Origin of the sequence: Jiella avicenniae (genome assembly GCF_021390325.1) — a bacterium.
Classification (GTDB): Bacteria; Pseudomonadota; Alphaproteobacteria; order Rhizobiales; family Rhizobiaceae; genus Jiella; species Jiella avicenniae.
On record NZ_JAJUWU010000007.1, the window covers coordinates 214,398 to 230,924 of the forward strand.

14 protein-coding genes are annotated in these 16,527 nt (G+C 67.5%); 12 read left to right on the forward strand and 2 right to left on the reverse strand.

From position 1 onward, the window contains the following. Positions 1–74: 74 nt before the first annotated feature. Together recA and alaS are read left to right on the forward strand one after the other, a co-directional pair. A complete protein-coding gene (recA, locus tag LZD57_RS08745; protein ID WP_233719225.1) occupies positions 75–1,148 on the forward strand; it encodes a recombinase RecA in 1,074 nt (357 codons plus the stop codon). A 144-nt stretch (positions 1,149–1,292) separates the two neighbouring features. Next, positions 1,293–3,956: an alanine--tRNA ligase gene (alaS, locus tag LZD57_RS08750; protein WP_233719226.1), complete on the forward strand. Its 2,664-nt coding sequence runs from the start codon at positions 1,293–1,295 to the stop codon at positions 3,954–3,956. A 228-nt stretch (positions 3,957–4,184) separates the two neighbouring features. Here the strand turns inward: alaS and LZD57_RS08755 are convergent, their stop codons facing one another. Then, positions 4,185–5,402: an NADP-dependent isocitrate dehydrogenase gene (locus tag LZD57_RS08755; protein WP_233719227.1), complete on the reverse strand. Its 1,218-nt coding sequence runs from the start codon at positions 5,400–5,402 to the stop codon at positions 4,185–4,187. A 176-nt stretch (positions 5,403–5,578) separates the two neighbouring features. Here LZD57_RS08755 and LZD57_RS08760 point away from each other — a divergent pair, with 176 nt between their 5' ends. The 3 genes from LZD57_RS08760 to murI all read left to right on the forward strand — a co-directional run bounded on the left by LZD57_RS08760 (position 5,579) and on the right by murI (position 8,749). After that, positions 5,579–7,060, forward strand: coding sequence for a carboxylesterase/lipase family protein (locus tag LZD57_RS08760; RefSeq protein ID WP_233719228.1), 1,482 nt, complete (start codon positions 5,579–5,581; stop codon positions 7,058–7,060). An 88-nt stretch (positions 7,061–7,148) separates the two neighbouring features. Beyond that, positions 7,149–7,946: an RNA methyltransferase gene (locus LZD57_RS08765; RefSeq protein ID WP_233719229.1), complete on the forward strand. Its 798-nt coding sequence runs from the start codon at positions 7,149–7,151 to the stop codon at positions 7,944–7,946. A 29-nt stretch (positions 7,947–7,975) separates the two neighbouring features. Continuing rightward, on the forward strand, positions 7,976–8,749 hold the full coding sequence (gene murI, locus LZD57_RS08770; RefSeq protein ID WP_233719230.1) for a glutamate racemase: 774 nt from the start codon (positions 7,976–7,978) through the stop codon (positions 8,747–8,749). 85 nt (positions 8,750–8,834) lie between these two features. Here the strand turns inward: murI and LZD57_RS08775 are convergent, their stop codons facing one another. Continuing rightward, positions 8,835–9,791 carry a LysR substrate-binding domain-containing protein gene (locus tag LZD57_RS08775; protein ID WP_233719231.1) on the reverse strand — a complete coding sequence of 319 codons (957 nt, stop codon included), beginning with the start codon at positions 9,789–9,791 and terminating at the stop codon, positions 8,835–8,837. Between the two features lie 112 nt (positions 9,792–9,903). Between LZD57_RS08775 and LZD57_RS08780 the strand changes: the two genes are divergently transcribed. The 7 genes from LZD57_RS08780 (at position 9,904) to LZD57_RS08810 (ending at position 16,496) form a co-directional block, all read left to right on the forward strand. Then, on the forward strand, positions 9,904–10,938 hold the full coding sequence (locus LZD57_RS08780; RefSeq protein WP_233719232.1) for an ABC transporter substrate-binding protein: 1,035 nt from the start codon (positions 9,904–9,906) through the stop codon (positions 10,936–10,938). 83 nt (positions 10,939–11,021) lie between these two features. Then, on the forward strand, positions 11,022–12,083 hold the full coding sequence (locus LZD57_RS08785) for an ABC transporter ATP-binding protein (RefSeq protein ID WP_233719233.1): 1,062 nt from the start codon (positions 11,022–11,024) through the stop codon (positions 12,081–12,083). Beyond that, a complete protein-coding gene (locus LZD57_RS08790; RefSeq protein ID WP_233719234.1) occupies positions 12,080–12,937 on the forward strand; it encodes an ABC transporter permease in 858 nt (285 codons plus the stop codon). The genes LZD57_RS08785 and LZD57_RS08790 overlap by 4 nt, the downstream gene beginning before the upstream one ends. Then, the gene (locus LZD57_RS08795; RefSeq protein ID WP_233719235.1) at positions 12,934–13,734 is read left to right on the forward strand and encodes an ABC transporter permease; all 801 of its coding nucleotides are present in this window, start codon (positions 12,934–12,936) and stop codon (positions 13,732–13,734) included. Before LZD57_RS08790 ends, LZD57_RS08795 begins: the two co-directional genes overlap by 4 nt. Continuing rightward, positions 13,734–14,843: an NAD(P)/FAD-dependent oxidoreductase gene (locus LZD57_RS08800; RefSeq protein ID WP_233719236.1), complete on the forward strand. Its 1,110-nt coding sequence runs from the start codon at positions 13,734–13,736 to the stop codon at positions 14,841–14,843. The genes LZD57_RS08795 and LZD57_RS08800 overlap by 1 nt, the downstream gene beginning before the upstream one ends. Continuing rightward, a complete protein-coding gene (locus LZD57_RS08805) occupies positions 14,827–15,117 on the forward strand; it encodes a (2Fe-2S)-binding protein (protein ID WP_233719237.1) in 291 nt (96 codons plus the stop codon). The genes LZD57_RS08800 and LZD57_RS08805 overlap by 17 nt, the downstream gene beginning before the upstream one ends. Further along, complete coding sequence (locus LZD57_RS08810) at positions 15,114–16,496, forward strand: NAD(P)/FAD-dependent oxidoreductase (RefSeq protein ID WP_233719238.1); 1,383 nt, start codon at positions 15,114–15,116, stop codon at positions 16,494–16,496. The genes LZD57_RS08805 and LZD57_RS08810 overlap by 4 nt, the downstream gene beginning before the upstream one ends. The last annotated feature ends 31 nt before the right edge of the window (positions 16,497–16,527 follow it).

The following is a 16,527-nucleotide window of genomic DNA, read 5'->3' on the forward strand; positions in this document are numbered from 1 at the left end:
CAAATACGGTACGGATGAAGAAAGCTCGTACATGTTGCACCCCTTACCGGCGCGTGAAATAAGGTCTCGTCACCATGGCACAAAATGCTCTCCGTCTCGTCGAGGATAATTCGTTGGACAAGAACAAGGCTCTCGATGCGGCTCTGTCGCAGATCGAACGCGCCTTCGGCAAGGGCTCGATCATGCGGCTCGGCCAGAACGACAAGATCGTCGAGGTCGAAACCGTCTCCACCGGCTCGCTCGGGCTCGACATCGCGCTCGGTATCGGCGGTCTGCCGAAAGGCCGGATCATCGAAATCTACGGCCCGGAAAGCTCGGGCAAGACGACGCTCGCCCTGCACACCATCGCCGAGGCCCAGAAGAAGGGAGGCATCTGCGCCTTCGTCGACGCCGAACACGCGCTCGATCCGGTCTATGCCCGCAAGCTCGGCGTCGATCTCGAAAATCTCCTGATCTCCCAGCCCGATACCGGCGAACAGGCGCTGGAGATCACCGACACGCTGGTGCGGTCCGGCGCGATCGACATTCTCGTCGTCGATTCCGTCGCGGCCCTGACGCCGCGGGCCGAGATCGAGGGCGAGATGGGCGATTCGCTCCCCGGCATGCAGGCCCGGCTGATGAGCCAGGCGCTGCGCAAGCTGACCGGTTCGATCTCCCGGTCGAAATGCATGGTCATCTTCATCAACCAGATCCGCATGAAGATCGGCGTGATGTTCGGCTCGCCCGAGACGACGACGGGCGGCAACGCCCTGAAGTTCTATGCCTCGGTTCGCCTCGACATTCGCCGGATCGGCTCGATCAAGGATCGCGACGAGGTCACCGGCAACCAGACCAAGGTGAAGGTCGTCAAGAACAAGCTGGCGCCGCCCTTCAAGCAGGTCGAGTTCGACATCATGTATGGCGAGGGCGTGTCGAAGACCGGCGAACTGATCGATCTCGGCGTGAAGTCCGGCATCGTCGAGAAGTCGGGGGCCTGGTTCTCCTACAACAGCCAGCGGCTGGGGCAGGGGCGCGAGAACGCCAAGGGTTTTCTGCGCGACAATCCGCAGGTCGCCACCGAGATCGAGACGTCGATCCGCCAGAATGCCGGCCTCCTCGCCGAGCAGCTTCTCGATGACGGACGCGACGACGACGCCGTCGAAGACTGAGCGCCGCCGCCGATCCGGCCGTGACCGGAGGTCCGATGGACAGGACGGGCCGGCCTTTGTAAAAGGCCGGCAATCCCGCCCGCCGTCCGAACATCGAGGTCCGTCGGCGCGGTCTTTCCGTCCTGTCTTGCGAAGGTCTCGCTCATGAGTGGCGTCAACGAAATCCGGTCGGCTTTTCTCGGATATTTCGAGAAGAACGGACACGAGCGGGTTGCCTCGTCGCCGCTGGTGCCGCGCAACGACCCGACGCTGATGTTCACCAACGCCGGGATGGTGCAGTTCAAGAACGTCTTCACCGGCCTCGAAAAGCGTCCCTACGACCGGGCGACGACGGCCCAGAAGGTGGTTCGGGCCGGCGGCAAGCACAACGACCTCGACAATGTCGGCTACACCGCGCGACATCACACTTTCTTCGAGATGCTGGGGAATTTTTCCTTCGGCGACTATTTCAAGGACCGGGCGATCGAGCTCGCCTGGAACCTGACCACCAAGGAATTCGGTCTTCCGAAGGAGCGACTCCTCGTCACCGTCTTTTCGGAAGACGACGAGGCGGCGACCCTGTGGAAGAAGATCGCCGGCCTCTCGGACGAGCGGATCATCCGCATCCCGACGTCGGACAATTTCTGGACGATGGGCGAGACCGGCCCTTGCGGTCCCTGCTCGGAGATCTTCTTCGACCAGGGCGAGAGCGTCGCCGGCGGCCCTCCGGGGAGCCCCGACGAGGACGGCGACCGGTTCCTGGAGTTCTGGAATCTCGTCTTCATGCAGTTCGATCAGGTCGACGCGGCGACGCGGCTCGACCTGCCGCGGCCGTCGATCGACACCGGCATGGGTCTCGAACGCATGGCGGCGATCCTGCAGGGCGTTCATTCGAATTACGAGACCGATCTCTTCAAGGTGCTGATCGGCGCCGTCGAACGGGCGATCGGCTCCGAGGCGGTCGGTGACAGGCTGGCGAGCCACCGGGTGATCGCCGATCACCTGCGCGCGACGTCCTTCCTCATCGCCGATGGCGTCCTGCCGTCGAACGAGGGCCGCGGCTACGTCCTGCGCCGGATCATGCGCCGGGCCATGCGCCATGCCCGGATGCTCGGCGCGCAGGAGCCGGTGCTGTTCAAGCTGGTGCCGACGCTGGTCGCCGAGATGGGGCGGGCCTATCCCGAACTCGGCCGTGCCGAGGCGCTGATCGCGGAGACGCTGAAGCTCGAGGAGAAGCGCTTCCTGCAGACGCTCGATCGCGGTCTGACGCTTCTGGCCGACGCGACCGAGGGCATGTCGACCGGCGAGCGCCTGTCCGGCGAGACCGCCTTCAAGCTCTACGACACCTACGGCTTTCCGCTCGACCTGACGCAGGATGCCCTGCGCCAGCGCGGCATCGAGGTCGACCTCGACAGCTTCAACACCGCGATGGAGCGCCAGAAGGCCGAGGCGCGGGCGAGCTGGGCCGGTTCCGGCGAGGCCGCGGCCGAGAACGTCTGGTATCCGATCCGCGAGCGCGTCGGCGCGACCGAATTCCTCGGCTACGGCACCGAGCGCGCAGAAGGCGCGGTCGTCGCTCTGGTCAAGGACGGCGCCGAGGTGCGGGAGGCCGGCGAGGGCGACGAAATCTCGGTGGTCGTCAACCAGACGCCGTTCTATGGCGAATCCGGTGGCCAGCTCGGCGACACCGGCGTCATGCGCGGCGAGGGCGTCGAGATCGCCGTCACCGATACCCGCAAGTTCGCCGAGGGCCTTTTCGTCCACCGCGCTCGCGTCACCCGGGGGCGGGTGACGGTCGGCATGGCGCTCGATCTCGAGGTCGATCACCGCCGGCGCACGCAGATCCGCGCCAACCATTCGGCGACGCATCTGCTGCACGAGGCGCTGCGCGAGGTGCTCGGCAGTCACGTGGCGCAGAAAGGCTCGATGGTGGCGCCAGACCGGCTGCGCTTCGACTTTTCTCATCCCAAGCCCATCGAGGCGGCGGAGATCGCCGAGGTCGAGCGGCTGGCCAATGGCATCATCCTGCAGAACGCGCCGGTCGAGACACGGCTGATGGCGGTGGACGATGCGATCGCGTCGGGCGCGATGGCGCTGTTCGGCGAAAAATACGGCGACGAGGTTCGGGTCGTCTCGATGGGCGTCGCCGAAGAGGGCGAGAAGGCCGGCAAGGCCTATTCGGTCGAACTCTGCGGCGGCACGCATGTGCGCGCGACCGGCGACATCGGCCTCGTCCACGTCGTCGCCGAAGGCGGCGTCGCGGCCGGCGTGCGCCGGGTGGAAGCGCTGACCGGCGATGCGGCGCGGGCCCATCTCCTGGAGCAGGACCAGCGCGTCCGCCGGATGGCGGCGGCGCTGAAGGTGTCCCAGGGCGACGTGGCGGACCGTCTCGACGCGATCGTCGAGGAACGCCGCCGGCTCGAGCGCGAGTTGGCGGAGGCGAAGAAGAAGCTCGCCCTCGTCGGCGACGGCGGCGGGTCTTCCTCCGGTGCCGCGCCGCAGGAGGTGGCCGGCGTTTCCTTCGTCGGACGCGTTCTCGAAGGCGTCTCGCCGAAGGACCTGAAGGGCCTCGTCGACGAAACCAAAGCTCAGATCGGCTCGGGTGTCGTCACGCTGGTCGCCGTCGCCGACGGCAAGGCCTCGGTCGTCGTCGGCGTGACGGCGGATCTCACGGGCCGGTTCGATGCCGTCGAACTCGTCAGAGCCGCGAGCGGCGCGATCGGCGGCAAGGGCGGCGGCGGACGGCCCGACATGGCGCAGGCCGGCGGCCCCGAAGGCGACAACGCCGCGCAGGCGGTCGCCGCGGTCGAGGCGGCGATGGCGGGCTGACGCCCGCCAGCCGGTTCCGACGGCTTTCGTTCCGCGGCCGGGTCGATCCCGGCTTGGTTCCAGGTGTCCTGGGTGGTCCGTCTCGCTGCCGCCACGGGCCGGGGATGGGCGCGCTGCGGGCGGTCGACGGCCTCGATCAGGATCTGGACGCTGCTCCTCGCTTGAAACGAAAGGCCCGCCGCGGATGAACCGCGGCGGGCCTTTCGTTCGCGTTCCGGTTCGGGGAGGTTACGAGGCGGCCATCGCCTTCTTGAGGTTCTCGTCGATCTTGTCGAGGAAGCCGTTGGTCGTCAGCCAGGACTGGTCGGGGCCGATCAGGAGCGCCAGATCCTTGGTCATGAAGCCGCTCTCGACGGTGTCGATGCAGACCTTTTCCATCTTGGCGGCGAATTCCGCGAGCGCGTCGTTGTCGTCGAGCTTGGCGCGATGGGCGAGGCCCCGCGTCCAGGCGAAGATCGAGGCGATCGGGTTGGTCGAGGTCTCCTGACCCTTCTGGTGCTGGCGATAGTGCCGGGTCACCGTGCCGTGGGCCGCCTCGGCTTCGACGGTCTGGCCGTCGGGCGTCATCAGGACGGAGGTCATCAGGCCGAGCGAGCCGAAGCCCTGGGCGACGATGTCCGACTGGACGTCGCCGTCGTAGTTCTTGCAGGCCCAGACATAGCCGCCCGACCACTTCAGCGCGGCGGCGACCATGTCGTCGATCAGGCGGTGCTCGTAGGTCAGCTTCCTGGCGTCGAATTCGGCCTTGAACTCGGCGTCGAAGATCTCCTGGAAGATGTCCTTGAAGCGGCCGTCATAGGCCTTCAGGATGGTGTTCTTGGTGGAGAGATAGCAGGGAACGTTGCGCTGCAGGGCGTAGTTGAACGACGCCCGGGCGAAGTCGCGGATCGACTCGTCGAGGTTGTACATGCCCATGGCGACGCCGGCGGCCGGGGCGTCGAACACCTCGTGCTCGATCGTCTGGCCGTCCTCGCCGACGAACTTCATCGTCAGCTTGCCCTTGCCGGGGAATCTGAAGTCGGTGGCGCGGTACTGGTCGCCGAAGGCGTGGCGGCCGACGATGATCGGCTTGGTCCAGCCGGGAACGAGCCGCGGCACGTTCTTCATGATGATCGGCTCGCGGAAGATGACGCCGCCGAGGATGTTGCGGATCGTGCCGTTCGGCGAGCGCCACATCTTCTTCAGGCCGAATTCCTCGACGCGGGCCTCGTCCGGCGTGATCGTCGCGCATTTGACGCCGACGCCGTGCTTCTTGATGGCGTTGGCCGCGTCGACGGTGACCTGATCGTCGGTCCCGTCGCGATGCTCCATGCCGAGGTCGTAATATTCAAGGTCGATGTCGAGATAGGGATGGATCAGCTTGTCCTTGATGAACTGCCAGATGATCCGGGTCATCTCGTCGCCGTCGAGTTCCACGACCGGGTTTGCGACCTTGATCTTCGCCATGGGGTGCCTTCCTTGGAGAGTGAGAGGGGCCCGGCATGCGCCGGTGCCGTCAACGGATGGGTGATCCATTGCCCGGCCCTATAACACCCGACATGGCAGACGCAAAGCGAGAGGGAGACGGGCAGGGTGCGTCGCAGCATCGTCCGGCGGGGACCGAGCGGATTTCGGGTTGAGCGATGGTAGCCGAAGTGCGGATCGAGGCGGCTTGCGGCCGTCTCGTCGGGCGGCGGCACGGCGATGTCGTGCGTTTCCTCGGGATCCCCTACGGCGAGCCGCCGATCGGGCAGAGGCGGTTCGCAAGGCCTGAAGCGAAGGCGGCCTTCGCTCGGCCCTTCGAAGCCTTCTCCTTTGGTGCGGCCGCGCCGCAGCGCCGCGCGATGCCTGCCCCGATCGGCAGGATGGCGGGCCTCGTCACCGAGTTTTCCGAGGACTGCCTCAGCCTGAACGTCTGGACGCCGGACGTTCGGGGCAAACGGCCGGTGCTGGTGTTCATCCATGGCGGCGGATTCATCATCGGCGCCGGCAGCCAGTATCCGGGGGACGATCTGGCGGCGCGCGGCGACGTGGTGGTGGTCACCCTGAACTACCGGCTCGGGCTTCTCGGCTTCAATCCCTTCGCCGAGGTCTTTCCGGGCGACGAGCGCTTCGCGGCGAATGCCGGCCTCCTCGACCAGCGGCTGGCGCTTCAATGGGTGCGGGAGAACATCGCGGCCTTCGGCGGCGATCCGGGCCGCGTGACGATCGCCGGCGAATCGGCGGGCTCGGTCTCCGTCGCCTGGCATCTGGTGACGAAGGGATCGCAGCCCTTCTACGCCCGCGCCATCATGCAGTCCGGGACGCTCAGCCTCTTCTATGGCCGGGACCGGGCGCGGCAGATCGGTGCGGAGCTTCGCCGCGGCATGGGACTGTCGCACGGTCCGGATCCTTTGTTCGCGCTGTCGCCGAAACGGCTGCACGATGCTGCGGCGGCGGCCGTGGAAAACCACACCGGGGTGATTTCCCGGCCCCATGTGGATGAATGTGAGCTCGGCTCGGCGCTTCCCGCCGCGCTGGCGAAGGCGGCAAAGCCGGTGCCGTTGATCATCGGCACGACGCGGGACGAGTTCTCCTTCTTCACCGACCTGCCGCTGCTGCCGATGAAGACGGGAAAGGCCGAGATGACGGCGATGGTGGCGCGCTTTGCCGGGCCGCAAGCGGCAGAGCAGATCGCCGGGCTCTACGCCGACGATCGGCGCGGGCGCATCGCCTTCGGCACCGATCTGGTCTTCCGCATGCCGACGATCGCCTTTGCGGACAACCATGCGGCGGCCGGGAATGCGGTGTTCTCCTATCGCCTCGACTGGGAGGCGAAGGGACCGCTCGCCCGGCTCGGCGCGACCCATTCGGTGGATCTGCCGCTGATCTTCGCCGATTTCATGCGGCCGTTCCGCGCCGTCTATCTCGGCCTTCTGCCCGATCCGCGCCGCCACGAGTTGGCCGTGCGGATGCGCGACCACTGGCTCCGCTTCGTGCGGGACGGCCGGCCCGGCGCCGACTGGCCGGCCTATGCGCCGGAGGCGAGAACGACGATGATCTTCGGCCTGAAGGACCGCATCGTCGCCGACCCGGAGGCGGCGCGACGGGCGGCGTGGCAGGGGATCGACGGGTTCGCGACGTGAGCGGCGGGGATCGTGCGGCTTGGCTCGTCGGACGCGACACGGTATCGAGCGGGCCGAGCGCCGCCATGTTGCCGCGCGATCGCCGCCGATGAAGGAGTTTTCAGTCTTGGACGACGAAACGTCCCGCCGCGCCGGTTTTGCCATCGTCCTCGTCGAGCCGCAGCTCGGCGAAAACATCGGCATGGTGGCGCGCGCCATGGCGAATTTCGGTCTCGCGGATCTGCGCCTGGTGAACCCGCGCGACGGCTGGCCGAGCGAGAAGGCCCGGGCCGCCGCCTCGCGGGCCGATCATGTCATCGATGCCGTCAGCCTCTACGACACCGTCGAGGAAGCGACCGCGGATCTCAACTTCGTGCTGGCGACGACGGCGCGGGCGCGCGACAGCTTCAAGCCGGTGCGCGGGCCGGAAGAGGCGGCGGCGGATCTGAGGCGCCGCGCGGCCGAGGGGCAGGGCACCGGCATCCTGTTCGGCCGCGAGCGCTGGGGCCTCAACAATCATGAGGTCGGCCTTGCCGACGAGATCGTCACCTTTCCGGTCGATCCGAAATTCGCATCGCTCAACATCGCCCAGGCGGTGCTCCTGATGAGCTATGCCTGGCAGGCGGCGGGCCGGGGCGGCGATCTTTCTCCCCGCTTCGAGGCCAAGCTGCCGGAGCCGGCGACCAAGGACGACCTCTTCCGGCTGTTCCACCATCTTGAGGCATCGCTGGAGCGGGCCGGTTATTTCTTCCCCGAGCCGAAGCGGGAGGTGATGACCCAGAATCTGAGGACGATGCTGACCAAGGCCAACCTGTCGGAGCCGGAAGTTCACACCCTGCGCGGCGTCATCAAGGCCTTCGACTACGAGGCGGCGCAGCTTCGCAAGAAGCTCGGAGACGCCTCGTGAACGCCGAGGCGCCCCGCGGACACAGACCGGTGCTGGTCCTGGACAGCGGAATCGGCGGGCTGACGGTGCTGCGCGAAGCGCGCGTGCTGATGCCCGAGCGACGCTTCGTCTATGTCGCCGACGACGCCGCCTTCCCGTATGGCAACTGGGAGGAGGCCGCCCTCAGGCAGCGTCTCGTCGCGCTGTTCGGCGGCCTCATCGCCGAGCACGACCCGGTCGCCTGCGTCATCGCCTGCAACACCGCCTCGACCCTGGCGCTCGACGCATTGCGCGCCGCCTATCCGCAGATGGCCTTCGTCGGCACCGTGCCGGCGATCAAGCCGGCCGCCGAGCGCACCCGATCGGGCCTCGTCTCGGTGCTGGCGACGCCCGGCACGGTGAAGCGGCAATATACCCGCGACCTGATCGACCAATGGGCGACGAAATGCGAGGTCCGGCTGGTCGGCAGCTTCCAGCTCGCCGCTCTCGCCGAGGCCTACATGCGCCAGGGGCTGGTCGAGGAAGAGGCGGTGCGGGCCGAGATCGCACCGTGCTTCGTCGAAAAGGACGGTCGGCGGACGGACATCGTGGTGCTCGCCTGCACCCACTATCCCTTCATCGTCAACCGCATGCGCAAGATGGCGCCCTGGCCGGTCGACTGGCTCGATCCGGCCGAGGCCATCGCCCGGCGCGCACTGTCGATCCTGCCGGTCATTCCGCTCGAAACGCCGATCGAGCGCCATGTCGACGTGGCGGTCTTCACGTCCGGCCACGGCGATGCGGTGACGCGCCGACTGATGCAGGGGTTCGGCCTGACGGCATGAGGCTTCCACCCCGAGGCGGCCGGCGTGCCGGAAGTACGGCGGATGGCAGGAGAGGGAGGCGCAACCCCCGAGCTCGACCGCATGGTCAGACCATCGGGACGACCGGCTGCGGCGCCTTCGGGCCGGGACGGGGCCGGCCCATTTCGTCCTGAAGCCGATGGATGCGCATCCTGATTTCGTCGAGGAAGCTCGCCGCCAGCATTGCCATCGGCTCGCCGCGCGGGGTGATCAGCCACGAGGTCATCTGGACCTGTTGCCGCAGCCGCCTGAACACCAGCCGGCCGTCCCGTGCCCCGGCCGCGGCGAGGGAGGGCACGACCGAAATGCCCGCCCCTTCCGCCACCATCTCGCAGGCCGCATCCGCCATCTGCACCTCGGCGACGGGGTTCATCTTCGCCCCGGCGCGGTGGAAGGCCGCCTCGATGACCGGGTAGGAGAGATCCTCCCGGCCGAGAGCGATCAGGCGTTCGCCATCGAGATCCGCGACGTCCACGCTCTCGTGCCCGGCGAGACGATGGTCGGCCGGCAGAGCGAGAAACAATTCGACCTCGACGAATTTCTCCGCCTGCAGCGACGCCGAGGCCGAGGGCAAGAGGCCGATGCCGAAATCGGCCTTGCCGGTGACCATCGCGTCCTCGATGCTGCGCGAGGTGCGGCTGAACAATTGCAACCGCACCTGCGGGCTGCGCGCCAGGATGGTGGCCGCAGCCTGGGGCGCGACATGCATGCTGAGGCCGGGAAAGGTGACGGCCGAGACCTCGCCGCGCTCCAGATTGCGGATCGATTCGGCGAGCCGCGAGATCCGCAGCATCCCCGCTTCCAGCTTTTCGGTCTCGGCGAACATCTGCCGCGCCTCGGCGGTCGGCTTCAGCCGTCCCTGTCCGCGCTCGAACAGGCTGAAGCCGCACGCTTCCTCGAAGCCCTTGAGAAGCTTGGTGACGGCGGGCTGGCTGACGAACAGCCGCTCTGCCGCTTCGGTGACGGATCCGGCCTTCATGATGGCGTTGAAGGCGCTCAACTGGCGGACGTTCGGCGGTGCCACCGCGCAACCTCATAACCCATTGGAATGAGTCTATCCTTTAATTTCATTTGCGCGGAATGGGAAACGCCTAAACGATAGGCCTGCACGAAAACAGGCAACGGCAGGGGTCCCCATGAAGAAACGCATCCTCATGCTCGCTGCGGCGGGTTCGCTCATCGCGTCCGTCGCCGCCCAGGCGCAGACCAAGACACTGACGGTCGGCGGCTATGGCGGCTCCTTCGAGACCTTGATGAAGGAACTGATCATTCCGCAATTCGAGAAGACCCACGACGTCACCATCCAGTTCGTCGCCGGCAACTCGACCGAGAATCTCGCCCGCCTCCAGGCGCAGAAGGGCAACCAGGAACTCGACGTCGTCATCCTCGACGACGGCCCGATGTACCAGGCCGACGCGCTGGGCTTCTGCGCACCGCTCGACGAGGATGTCGCTTCCGACGACATCTACGACCTCGCCAAGATCGGACCGAACTCGATCGGCGTCGGCTTCGTCGCCACGGGCTTCACCTACAACGCCGACTGGTTCAAGGAGAAGGGCTGGGAGCCGCCGTCGAGCTGGAAGGATCTGGAAGATCCGAAGTTCGAGCAGATCCTCTCGATCCCGCCGATTTCCAACACCTACGGCCTCCACACCCTCGTCATGATGGCGCGCCTCAACGGCGGCGGCGAGAAGGACATCGATCCGGGCTTCACCGCCATGGCCGACGACGTCGCGCCGAACGTCCTCGTCTTCGAGCCGTCCTCCGGCAAGATGTCGGAACTGTTCCAGTCCAAGGAGATCGCCCTGTCGATCTGGGGCTCGGGCCGAACCAAGTCGCTGGCCGACACCGGCTTCCCGGCAAAGTTCGCCTATCCGAAGGAAGGTGCCGTGGCGCTGATGCTCGCCGCCTGTCCGGTGGTCGAGAGCGACGCGCCGGAAGCCGCCCAGGCCTTCGTCAAGTATCTCCTCGATCCGGAGATTCAGGTGAAGCTCGGCGACGCCATGGGCTCCGGCCCGGTCAACAAGAAGACCGAGCTGCCCGAGGAACTCGCTGCGGCGCTGCCCTACGGCCCCGAGCAGATTTCCAAGCTGGTCAAGGTCGACTGGGACGTGATCAACCCGAACCGGCAGGAGTGGACCCAGCGCTGGGCGCGCGAGGTCGAGCGCTGATCGCGGCAACCGCCTGAACACCGATCGGAGTGGGCTCCGGCCCGCTCCGGTTCCGCGGCGCGATGGAACGATCGAAACGAGACATGGCTATTCTGGAACTACGCGATCTGACCAAGCGCTTCGGCGAGACGGTCGCTGTCGATCGCTTCACCCTGTCGGTGGAAAAGGGCGAGTTCGTCTCGCTGCTCGGGCCGTCCGGCTGCGGCAAGACCACGACGCTGCAGATGATCGCCGGCTTCGAGACCCCGACCGGCGGCTCGATCGCCCTCAACGGTCGCGACCTCTCGAAGGTGCCGGCGCGGGCGAGAGGCCTCGGCATCGTCTTCCAGACCTATGCCCTGTTCCCTCACATGACGGTCGAGGAAAACGTCGGCTTCGGCCTGGAAATGCGCAAGGTGCCGGCGGACGAGCGCAAGCGGCGGATCGCCGCGACCCTCGACCTCGTCCACCTGTCGCATCTGGCGACCCGCTATCCCCGCCAGATGTCCGGCGGCCAGCGCCAGCGCGTCGCACTGGCGCGGGCGCTGGTCATCGAACCGGAACTCCTGCTCCTCGACGAGCCCTTGTCCAATCTCGACGCCAAATTGCGCGAGGAAATGCAGCTCGAACTCCGGCGCATCCAGCAGGAGGCCGGCGTCACCACGCTGCTCGTCACCCACGACCAGTCCGAGGCGATGGCCTTGAGCGACCGGATCGCGGTCATGCAGGGCGGCCGCCTGATCCAGGAGGCGACGCCCTTCGAGGCCTATGACCGGCCGACCAACGGCTTCGTCTCCTCCTTTCTCGGCAAGAGCAACGCCATCGACGCCCATCTCGAAGCGGGCGGGGCGGGCACGACGCAGCTTCGCTGCGGCGACATCCGTCTCGACGCTCCGGCGTCGTCGCATGGCCCCGGGGCGGTGCTGGTTTCGCTCAGGCCGGAGCGGATCGAATTTTGCGGGGCGGGCGAGGGGATCGTCTCCGGGACGGTCGTCGAGCGCGTCTTTCTCGGCGACCAGTGGCTGTTCAAGGTGAAGACCGGGCTCGGCGAACTCCTCGTCGTGCGCCGCAACAGCGGCCGGCGCGAGCCCGAAGTCGGCGAGACCGTGCATCTGTCCTGGCAGGCCGAGCATCTGCGCCTCCTCGAGGCGGGGTCGGCGGCATGAGCGGCGAGCGCGCCCGTCCGTGGCTGCTGAGCGCCCCGGCACTCCTTCTCTTCGCCGTCATGCTCGTGACGCCGCTCGTCATGACGGCGATCCTGTCCTTCAACAGCTTCGACTTCTATGGCGGGATCCAGCCGACTTTCGGCCTCGGCAACTACGCCGACGTGCTCGGCGACGGCTATTTCTACGAGATCTTCGGGCGCACCTTCCTGATCGCGCTCGCCACCACCGTGATCTGCGCCCTGATCGGCACGCCGCAGGCCTATTTCCTCCTGCGCATGCATCCGTTCTGGCGCTCGGTGATGATCCTCGTCGTGCTCGGCCCGCTGCTGATCTCGGTAGTGGTGCGGACGCTCGGCTGGGCGATCCTCCTCGGCAACAACGGCGTCATCAACGAGGCCCTGCGCAATCTCGGCCTGATCGAGCGGCCGTTGAAGATGATGTACACCTCCGGCGGCATCGTGCTGGCGCTCGTCCACGTCATGGTGCCGTTCATGATCCTCGCCGTCTGGGCCGCGCTGCAGCGCCAGGATCCGGCGACGGAGAAGGCGGCCGAATCCCTCGGTGCGAAGCCCATCACCGTGTTCCGGCGGATCGTCCTGCCGCAGGCGATGCCGGGCATCCTGTCCGGCTCGCTGATCGTCTTCTCGCTGTCGGCGAGCGCCTTCGCGACGCCGGCGATCCTGGGCGGACGCCGCGTCAAGGTGGTCTCGACGACGGTCTACGACGAGTTCCTGAACACGTTGAACTGGCCGCTCGGGGCCGCCATCGCCATCATCCTCCTCGTCTCGGTCCTCGCCATCATGGTCGCCTGGAACCGGCTGGTCGAGAAGCGCTTCGCGGGGGTGTTCCAGTGATCCGGAACGGTCTTCTCGCCAAGCTCTTCAGCCTCGTCTTCGCCGCCTTCATGCTGGCGCCGCTCGTGGTCGTCGTCGGCGTCGCCTTCACGCCGGAAGGCTTCCTGGAGTTTCCGCCGAGCGGGATCTCGCTGCGCTGGTTCCAGGCGATCCTCGACAATCCGGACTTCATCGACGCGGCGATCGTCAGCCTGCAGCTCGGCGCCGCCTCGGCGACGATCGCGACGGCGATCTGCATCCCGGCCGGCCTCGCCATCGGCGGCGGCCGGTTCGCCGGGCGCGACGCGCTGCAGGCGCTGTTCCTGTCGCCGCTGACGGTGCCGACCGTGGTGCTCGGCATCGCCTTCCTGCGCTTCCTGTCGATGATGGGGCTGAACGGCACCTTCGGGGGCCTCGTCTTCTGCCACGTCGTCATCATCGTGCCCTTCGTGCTGCGGCTGGTGCTCGCCTCCGTCACCGGCCTCGACCCGTCGATCGCCCGGGCCGCCACCTCGCTCGGCGCCGACGGCTGGACGGTGTTCCGGCGGATCACCCTGCCGGCGATCATCCCAGGCGTCGTCGGCGGCTGGGTCCTCGCCTTCATCACCAGCTTCGACGAACTCACCGTCACCGTCTTCATCGTCAATCCGGCGACGACGACGCTGCCCGTCAAGCTGTTTTCCCACATCACCCAGACCACCGACCCGCTGGTCGCCTCGGTCTCGACGGTCGCCATCCTGTTCACGGTCGCGCTCATGCTGATCGTCGACCGGATCTACGGGCTCGACCGTCTGCTCATCGGAGAAGGAACCCGCTGATGTCGAGCGACGCGCTCGTTCTCGGCGGCGGCCTCGTCGGCGCCGCCACCGCCTATGGTCTGGCCAGAGAAGGCCTCGAGGTCACCGTGCTCGACGAAGGCGACGTCGCCTTCCGCGCCTCACGGGGCAATTTCGGTCTCGTCTGGGTGCAGTCGAAGGGCGACGGCTATCCGGACTACGCCATCTGGACCCGCCGCAGCGCCGATCTCTGGCCGAGCCTCGATGCCATGCTGAAGGAGGAGACCGGCGTCTCCACCTTCTACGAAAAGCCCGGCGGCCTGCATTTCTGCCTTTCCGACGAAGAGATGGAGAAGCGCAAGGCTCTGATCGCCCGGATGCACAACGTGCATGGCGCGGCCAGTTACGGCGCCCGCGTCCTCGACCGGCAGGAAGTGCGGGCGATGATGCCCGAGATCGGCCCGGACGTCGTCGGCGGTACCTATTGCGAGCACGACGGCCATGCGAGCCCGCTCTATCTCCTGCGCGCGCTCCACGACGGGTTGAAGCGCCGCGGCGGCCGGGTCGTCACCGATGCGAGGGCCGAGACGATCGTCCGCGACGGCGAGGGCTATGCCGTGACGACGCGGGCGGGCACGTTCCGCGCCGGCCGGATCGTGCTCGCTGCCGGTCTCGGCAACAAGGCGCTGGGCAAGGAGGTCGGCCTCGACCTCGACATCGCGCCGCTGAAGGGTCAGATCCTCGTCACCGAGCGGACGAAGCCGCGCCTTTCCATGCCGACCCACGTCGTCCGCCAGACCGGCGAGGGCTCGATCATGATCGGCGACAGCCACGAGGACGTCGGCTTCGACGTCTCCTCCTCCTCGGACGTGATGGCGACGCTCGCCGCACGGGCGATCCGCATGTTCCCCTTCGTCAAGGATCTCAGGATCGTCCGCTCCTGGGCGGCGCTCCGGATCATGAGCCCGGACGGCTACCCGATCTACGAACAGTCCGGGAGCCATCCGGGCGTGTTCTCGGTCAACTGCCATTCCGGCGTGACGCTCGCCGGCTCCCATGCCCTGGCTTTGGCGCCGATGATCGCGAAAGGCGCGCTCGGCGAGGAGCTCGCCGCATTTTCTGCAAGGAGGTTCGATGCCCCAGCGAATTGACGGGAGCGGCGAGACGATCCGCTTCACCTTCGAGGGCCGCGAGATCGCGGCGCGGGCCGGCGAGACGCTGGCCGCCGCGCTGATCGCCGCGGGCGAGACGACGACGCGCGCCTCGGTGGTGTCCGGAGCGCCGCGCGGGCCTTACTGCATGATGGGCGTGTGCTTCGAATGCCTGGTCGAGATCGACGGCGTGCCGAACCGGCAGGCCTGCATGATCGTCGCGGAGCCCGGCATGTCGGTCAATCGCCAGAAGGCGGACGAGGTGGCGGCATGAACGGCTACGACGTCGTCATCGTCGGCGCCGGGCCGGCGGGCATGGCCTGCGCGAGCGAGGCCTGCAGCGCCGGGCTGTCCACCCTCGTCCTCGACGAACAGCCGCGCCCGGGCGGCCAGATCTTCCGCGACATCGAGGTATCGGATCGCAAGCGCCGGGCGCTGCTCGGCAAGGACTATGGCGAGGGCGCACGGATCGCCGGGGCGTTCAGGGCCTCGGGGGCCGAATACGTTCCGGGCGCCGTCGTCTGGAACATCGACAGCGCCAAGCGCATCGACTACTCGGCCGGCGGGCGCTCCCACAGCGTCGAGGCGAAGAGCCTCGTCGTCGCCACCGGCGCCATCGAGCGGCCGACGCCGATGCCCGGCTGGACGCTGCCGGGCGTCACTACCGTCGGCGCCGTGCAGATCCTCTTCAAGACCTCCGGCATCGTCTTCGAGGATGTCGTCCTCGTCGGCTCCGGCCCGCTGCTCTGGCTTGCCGCGACGCAGCTGATCGCCGCCGGCTCTCCGCCGAAAGCCATCGTCGAGACCGTGCCGAAAGCCCGCTACCGGGAGGCTGCCCGACACTTCGGCAAGGCGCTGCCCGCCTGGCGCTATCTCGCCAAGGGTTTCGCGATGATGCGGGCGGTGAAGAAGGCCGGCGTGCCGGTTCACCGTGACGCGACGGACATCGCCATCGAGGGCGAGACGGTGGCAGCGGCCGTGACTTTTGCGGCCGGCGGCAGGCGGCAAAGGATCGAGACGGCGCATGTCGCGCTGCATCAGGGCGTCGTGCCGAACCAGCAGATCACCCGGCTTCTCAACTGCCAGCATCGCTTCGACGAGAGCCAGCGCGCCTTCCTGCCCGTCGTCGACGAAAGCTTCGAGACGTCGGTTCCCGGCGTTTTCGTCGCCGGCGACGGTGCCGGCATCGGCGGCGCGAAATCGGCGGAGATGCGTGGGCGGCTGGTCGCCATGCGGATCGCCGAGAAGGCCGGCCGGCCGGCCGGGGAAGCTGCGAAACTCCGTGCCGAAATCGCGAAGGACGCTGCCGTGCGGCCGCTGCTCGAAGCGCTGTATGCGCCTTCGGCCGACATCCTTTCGCCGGCCGATACGACGATGGTCTGCCGATGCGAGGAGATCACCGCCGGGCAGATCCGCGAGGCGGTGGCGCTGGGCGCGCCGGGGCCGAACCAGGTGAAGTCGTTCCTCAGGGCTGGCATGGGGCCCTGCCAGGGGAGGATGTGCGGCCTCGCCGTCAGCGAGATCATCGCCGCGGCGAAGGGCGAGACGCCTTCCACCACAGACTACTACCGCATCCGGCCACCCTTGAAGCCGCTGCTCCTTTCGGAACTCGCCGGGCTCGGCGCCGAGGAGCCGCGCGAGGCGGCGGAGTAGCATCCAGCGCCGAACATCCCGAAAGGCATGG

Bases quoted from the DNA above. Each gene is read 5' to 3' on its own strand.
- recA (WP_233719225.1), top strand. From the start codon at position 75: ATGGCACAAAATGCTCTCCGTCTCGTCGAGGATAATTCGTTGGACAAG.
- alaS (WP_233719226.1), top strand. From the start codon at position 1,293: ATGAGTGGCGTCAACGAAATCCGGTCGGCTTTTCTCGGATATTTCGAG.
- LZD57_RS08755 (WP_233719227.1), bottom strand. From the start codon at position 5,402: ATGGCGAAGATCAAGGTCGCAAACCCGGTCGTGGAACTCGACGGCGAC.
- LZD57_RS08760 (WP_233719228.1), top strand. From the start codon at position 5,579: ATGGTAGCCGAAGTGCGGATCGAGGCGGCTTGCGGCCGTCTCGTCGGG.
- LZD57_RS08765 (WP_233719229.1), top strand. From the start codon at position 7,149: ATGAAGGAGTTTTCAGTCTTGGACGACGAAACGTCCCGCCGCGCCGGT.
- LZD57_RS08780 (WP_233719232.1), top strand. From the start codon at position 9,904: ATGAAGAAACGCATCCTCATGCTCGCTGCGGCGGGTTCGCTCATCGCG.
- LZD57_RS08785 (WP_233719233.1), top strand. From the start codon at position 11,022: ATGGCTATTCTGGAACTACGCGATCTGACCAAGCGCTTCGGCGAGACG.
- LZD57_RS08790 (WP_233719234.1), top strand. From the start codon at position 12,080: ATGAGCGGCGAGCGCGCCCGTCCGTGGCTGCTGAGCGCCCCGGCACTC.
- LZD57_RS08800 (WP_233719236.1), top strand. From the start codon at position 13,734: ATGTCGAGCGACGCGCTCGTTCTCGGCGGCGGCCTCGTCGGCGCCGCC.
- LZD57_RS08805 (WP_233719237.1), top strand. From the start codon at position 14,827: ATGCCCCAGCGAATTGACGGGAGCGGCGAGACGATCCGCTTCACCTTC.
- LZD57_RS08810 (WP_233719238.1), top strand. From the start codon at position 15,114: ATGAACGGCTACGACGTCGTCATCGTCGGCGCCGGGCCGGCGGGCATG.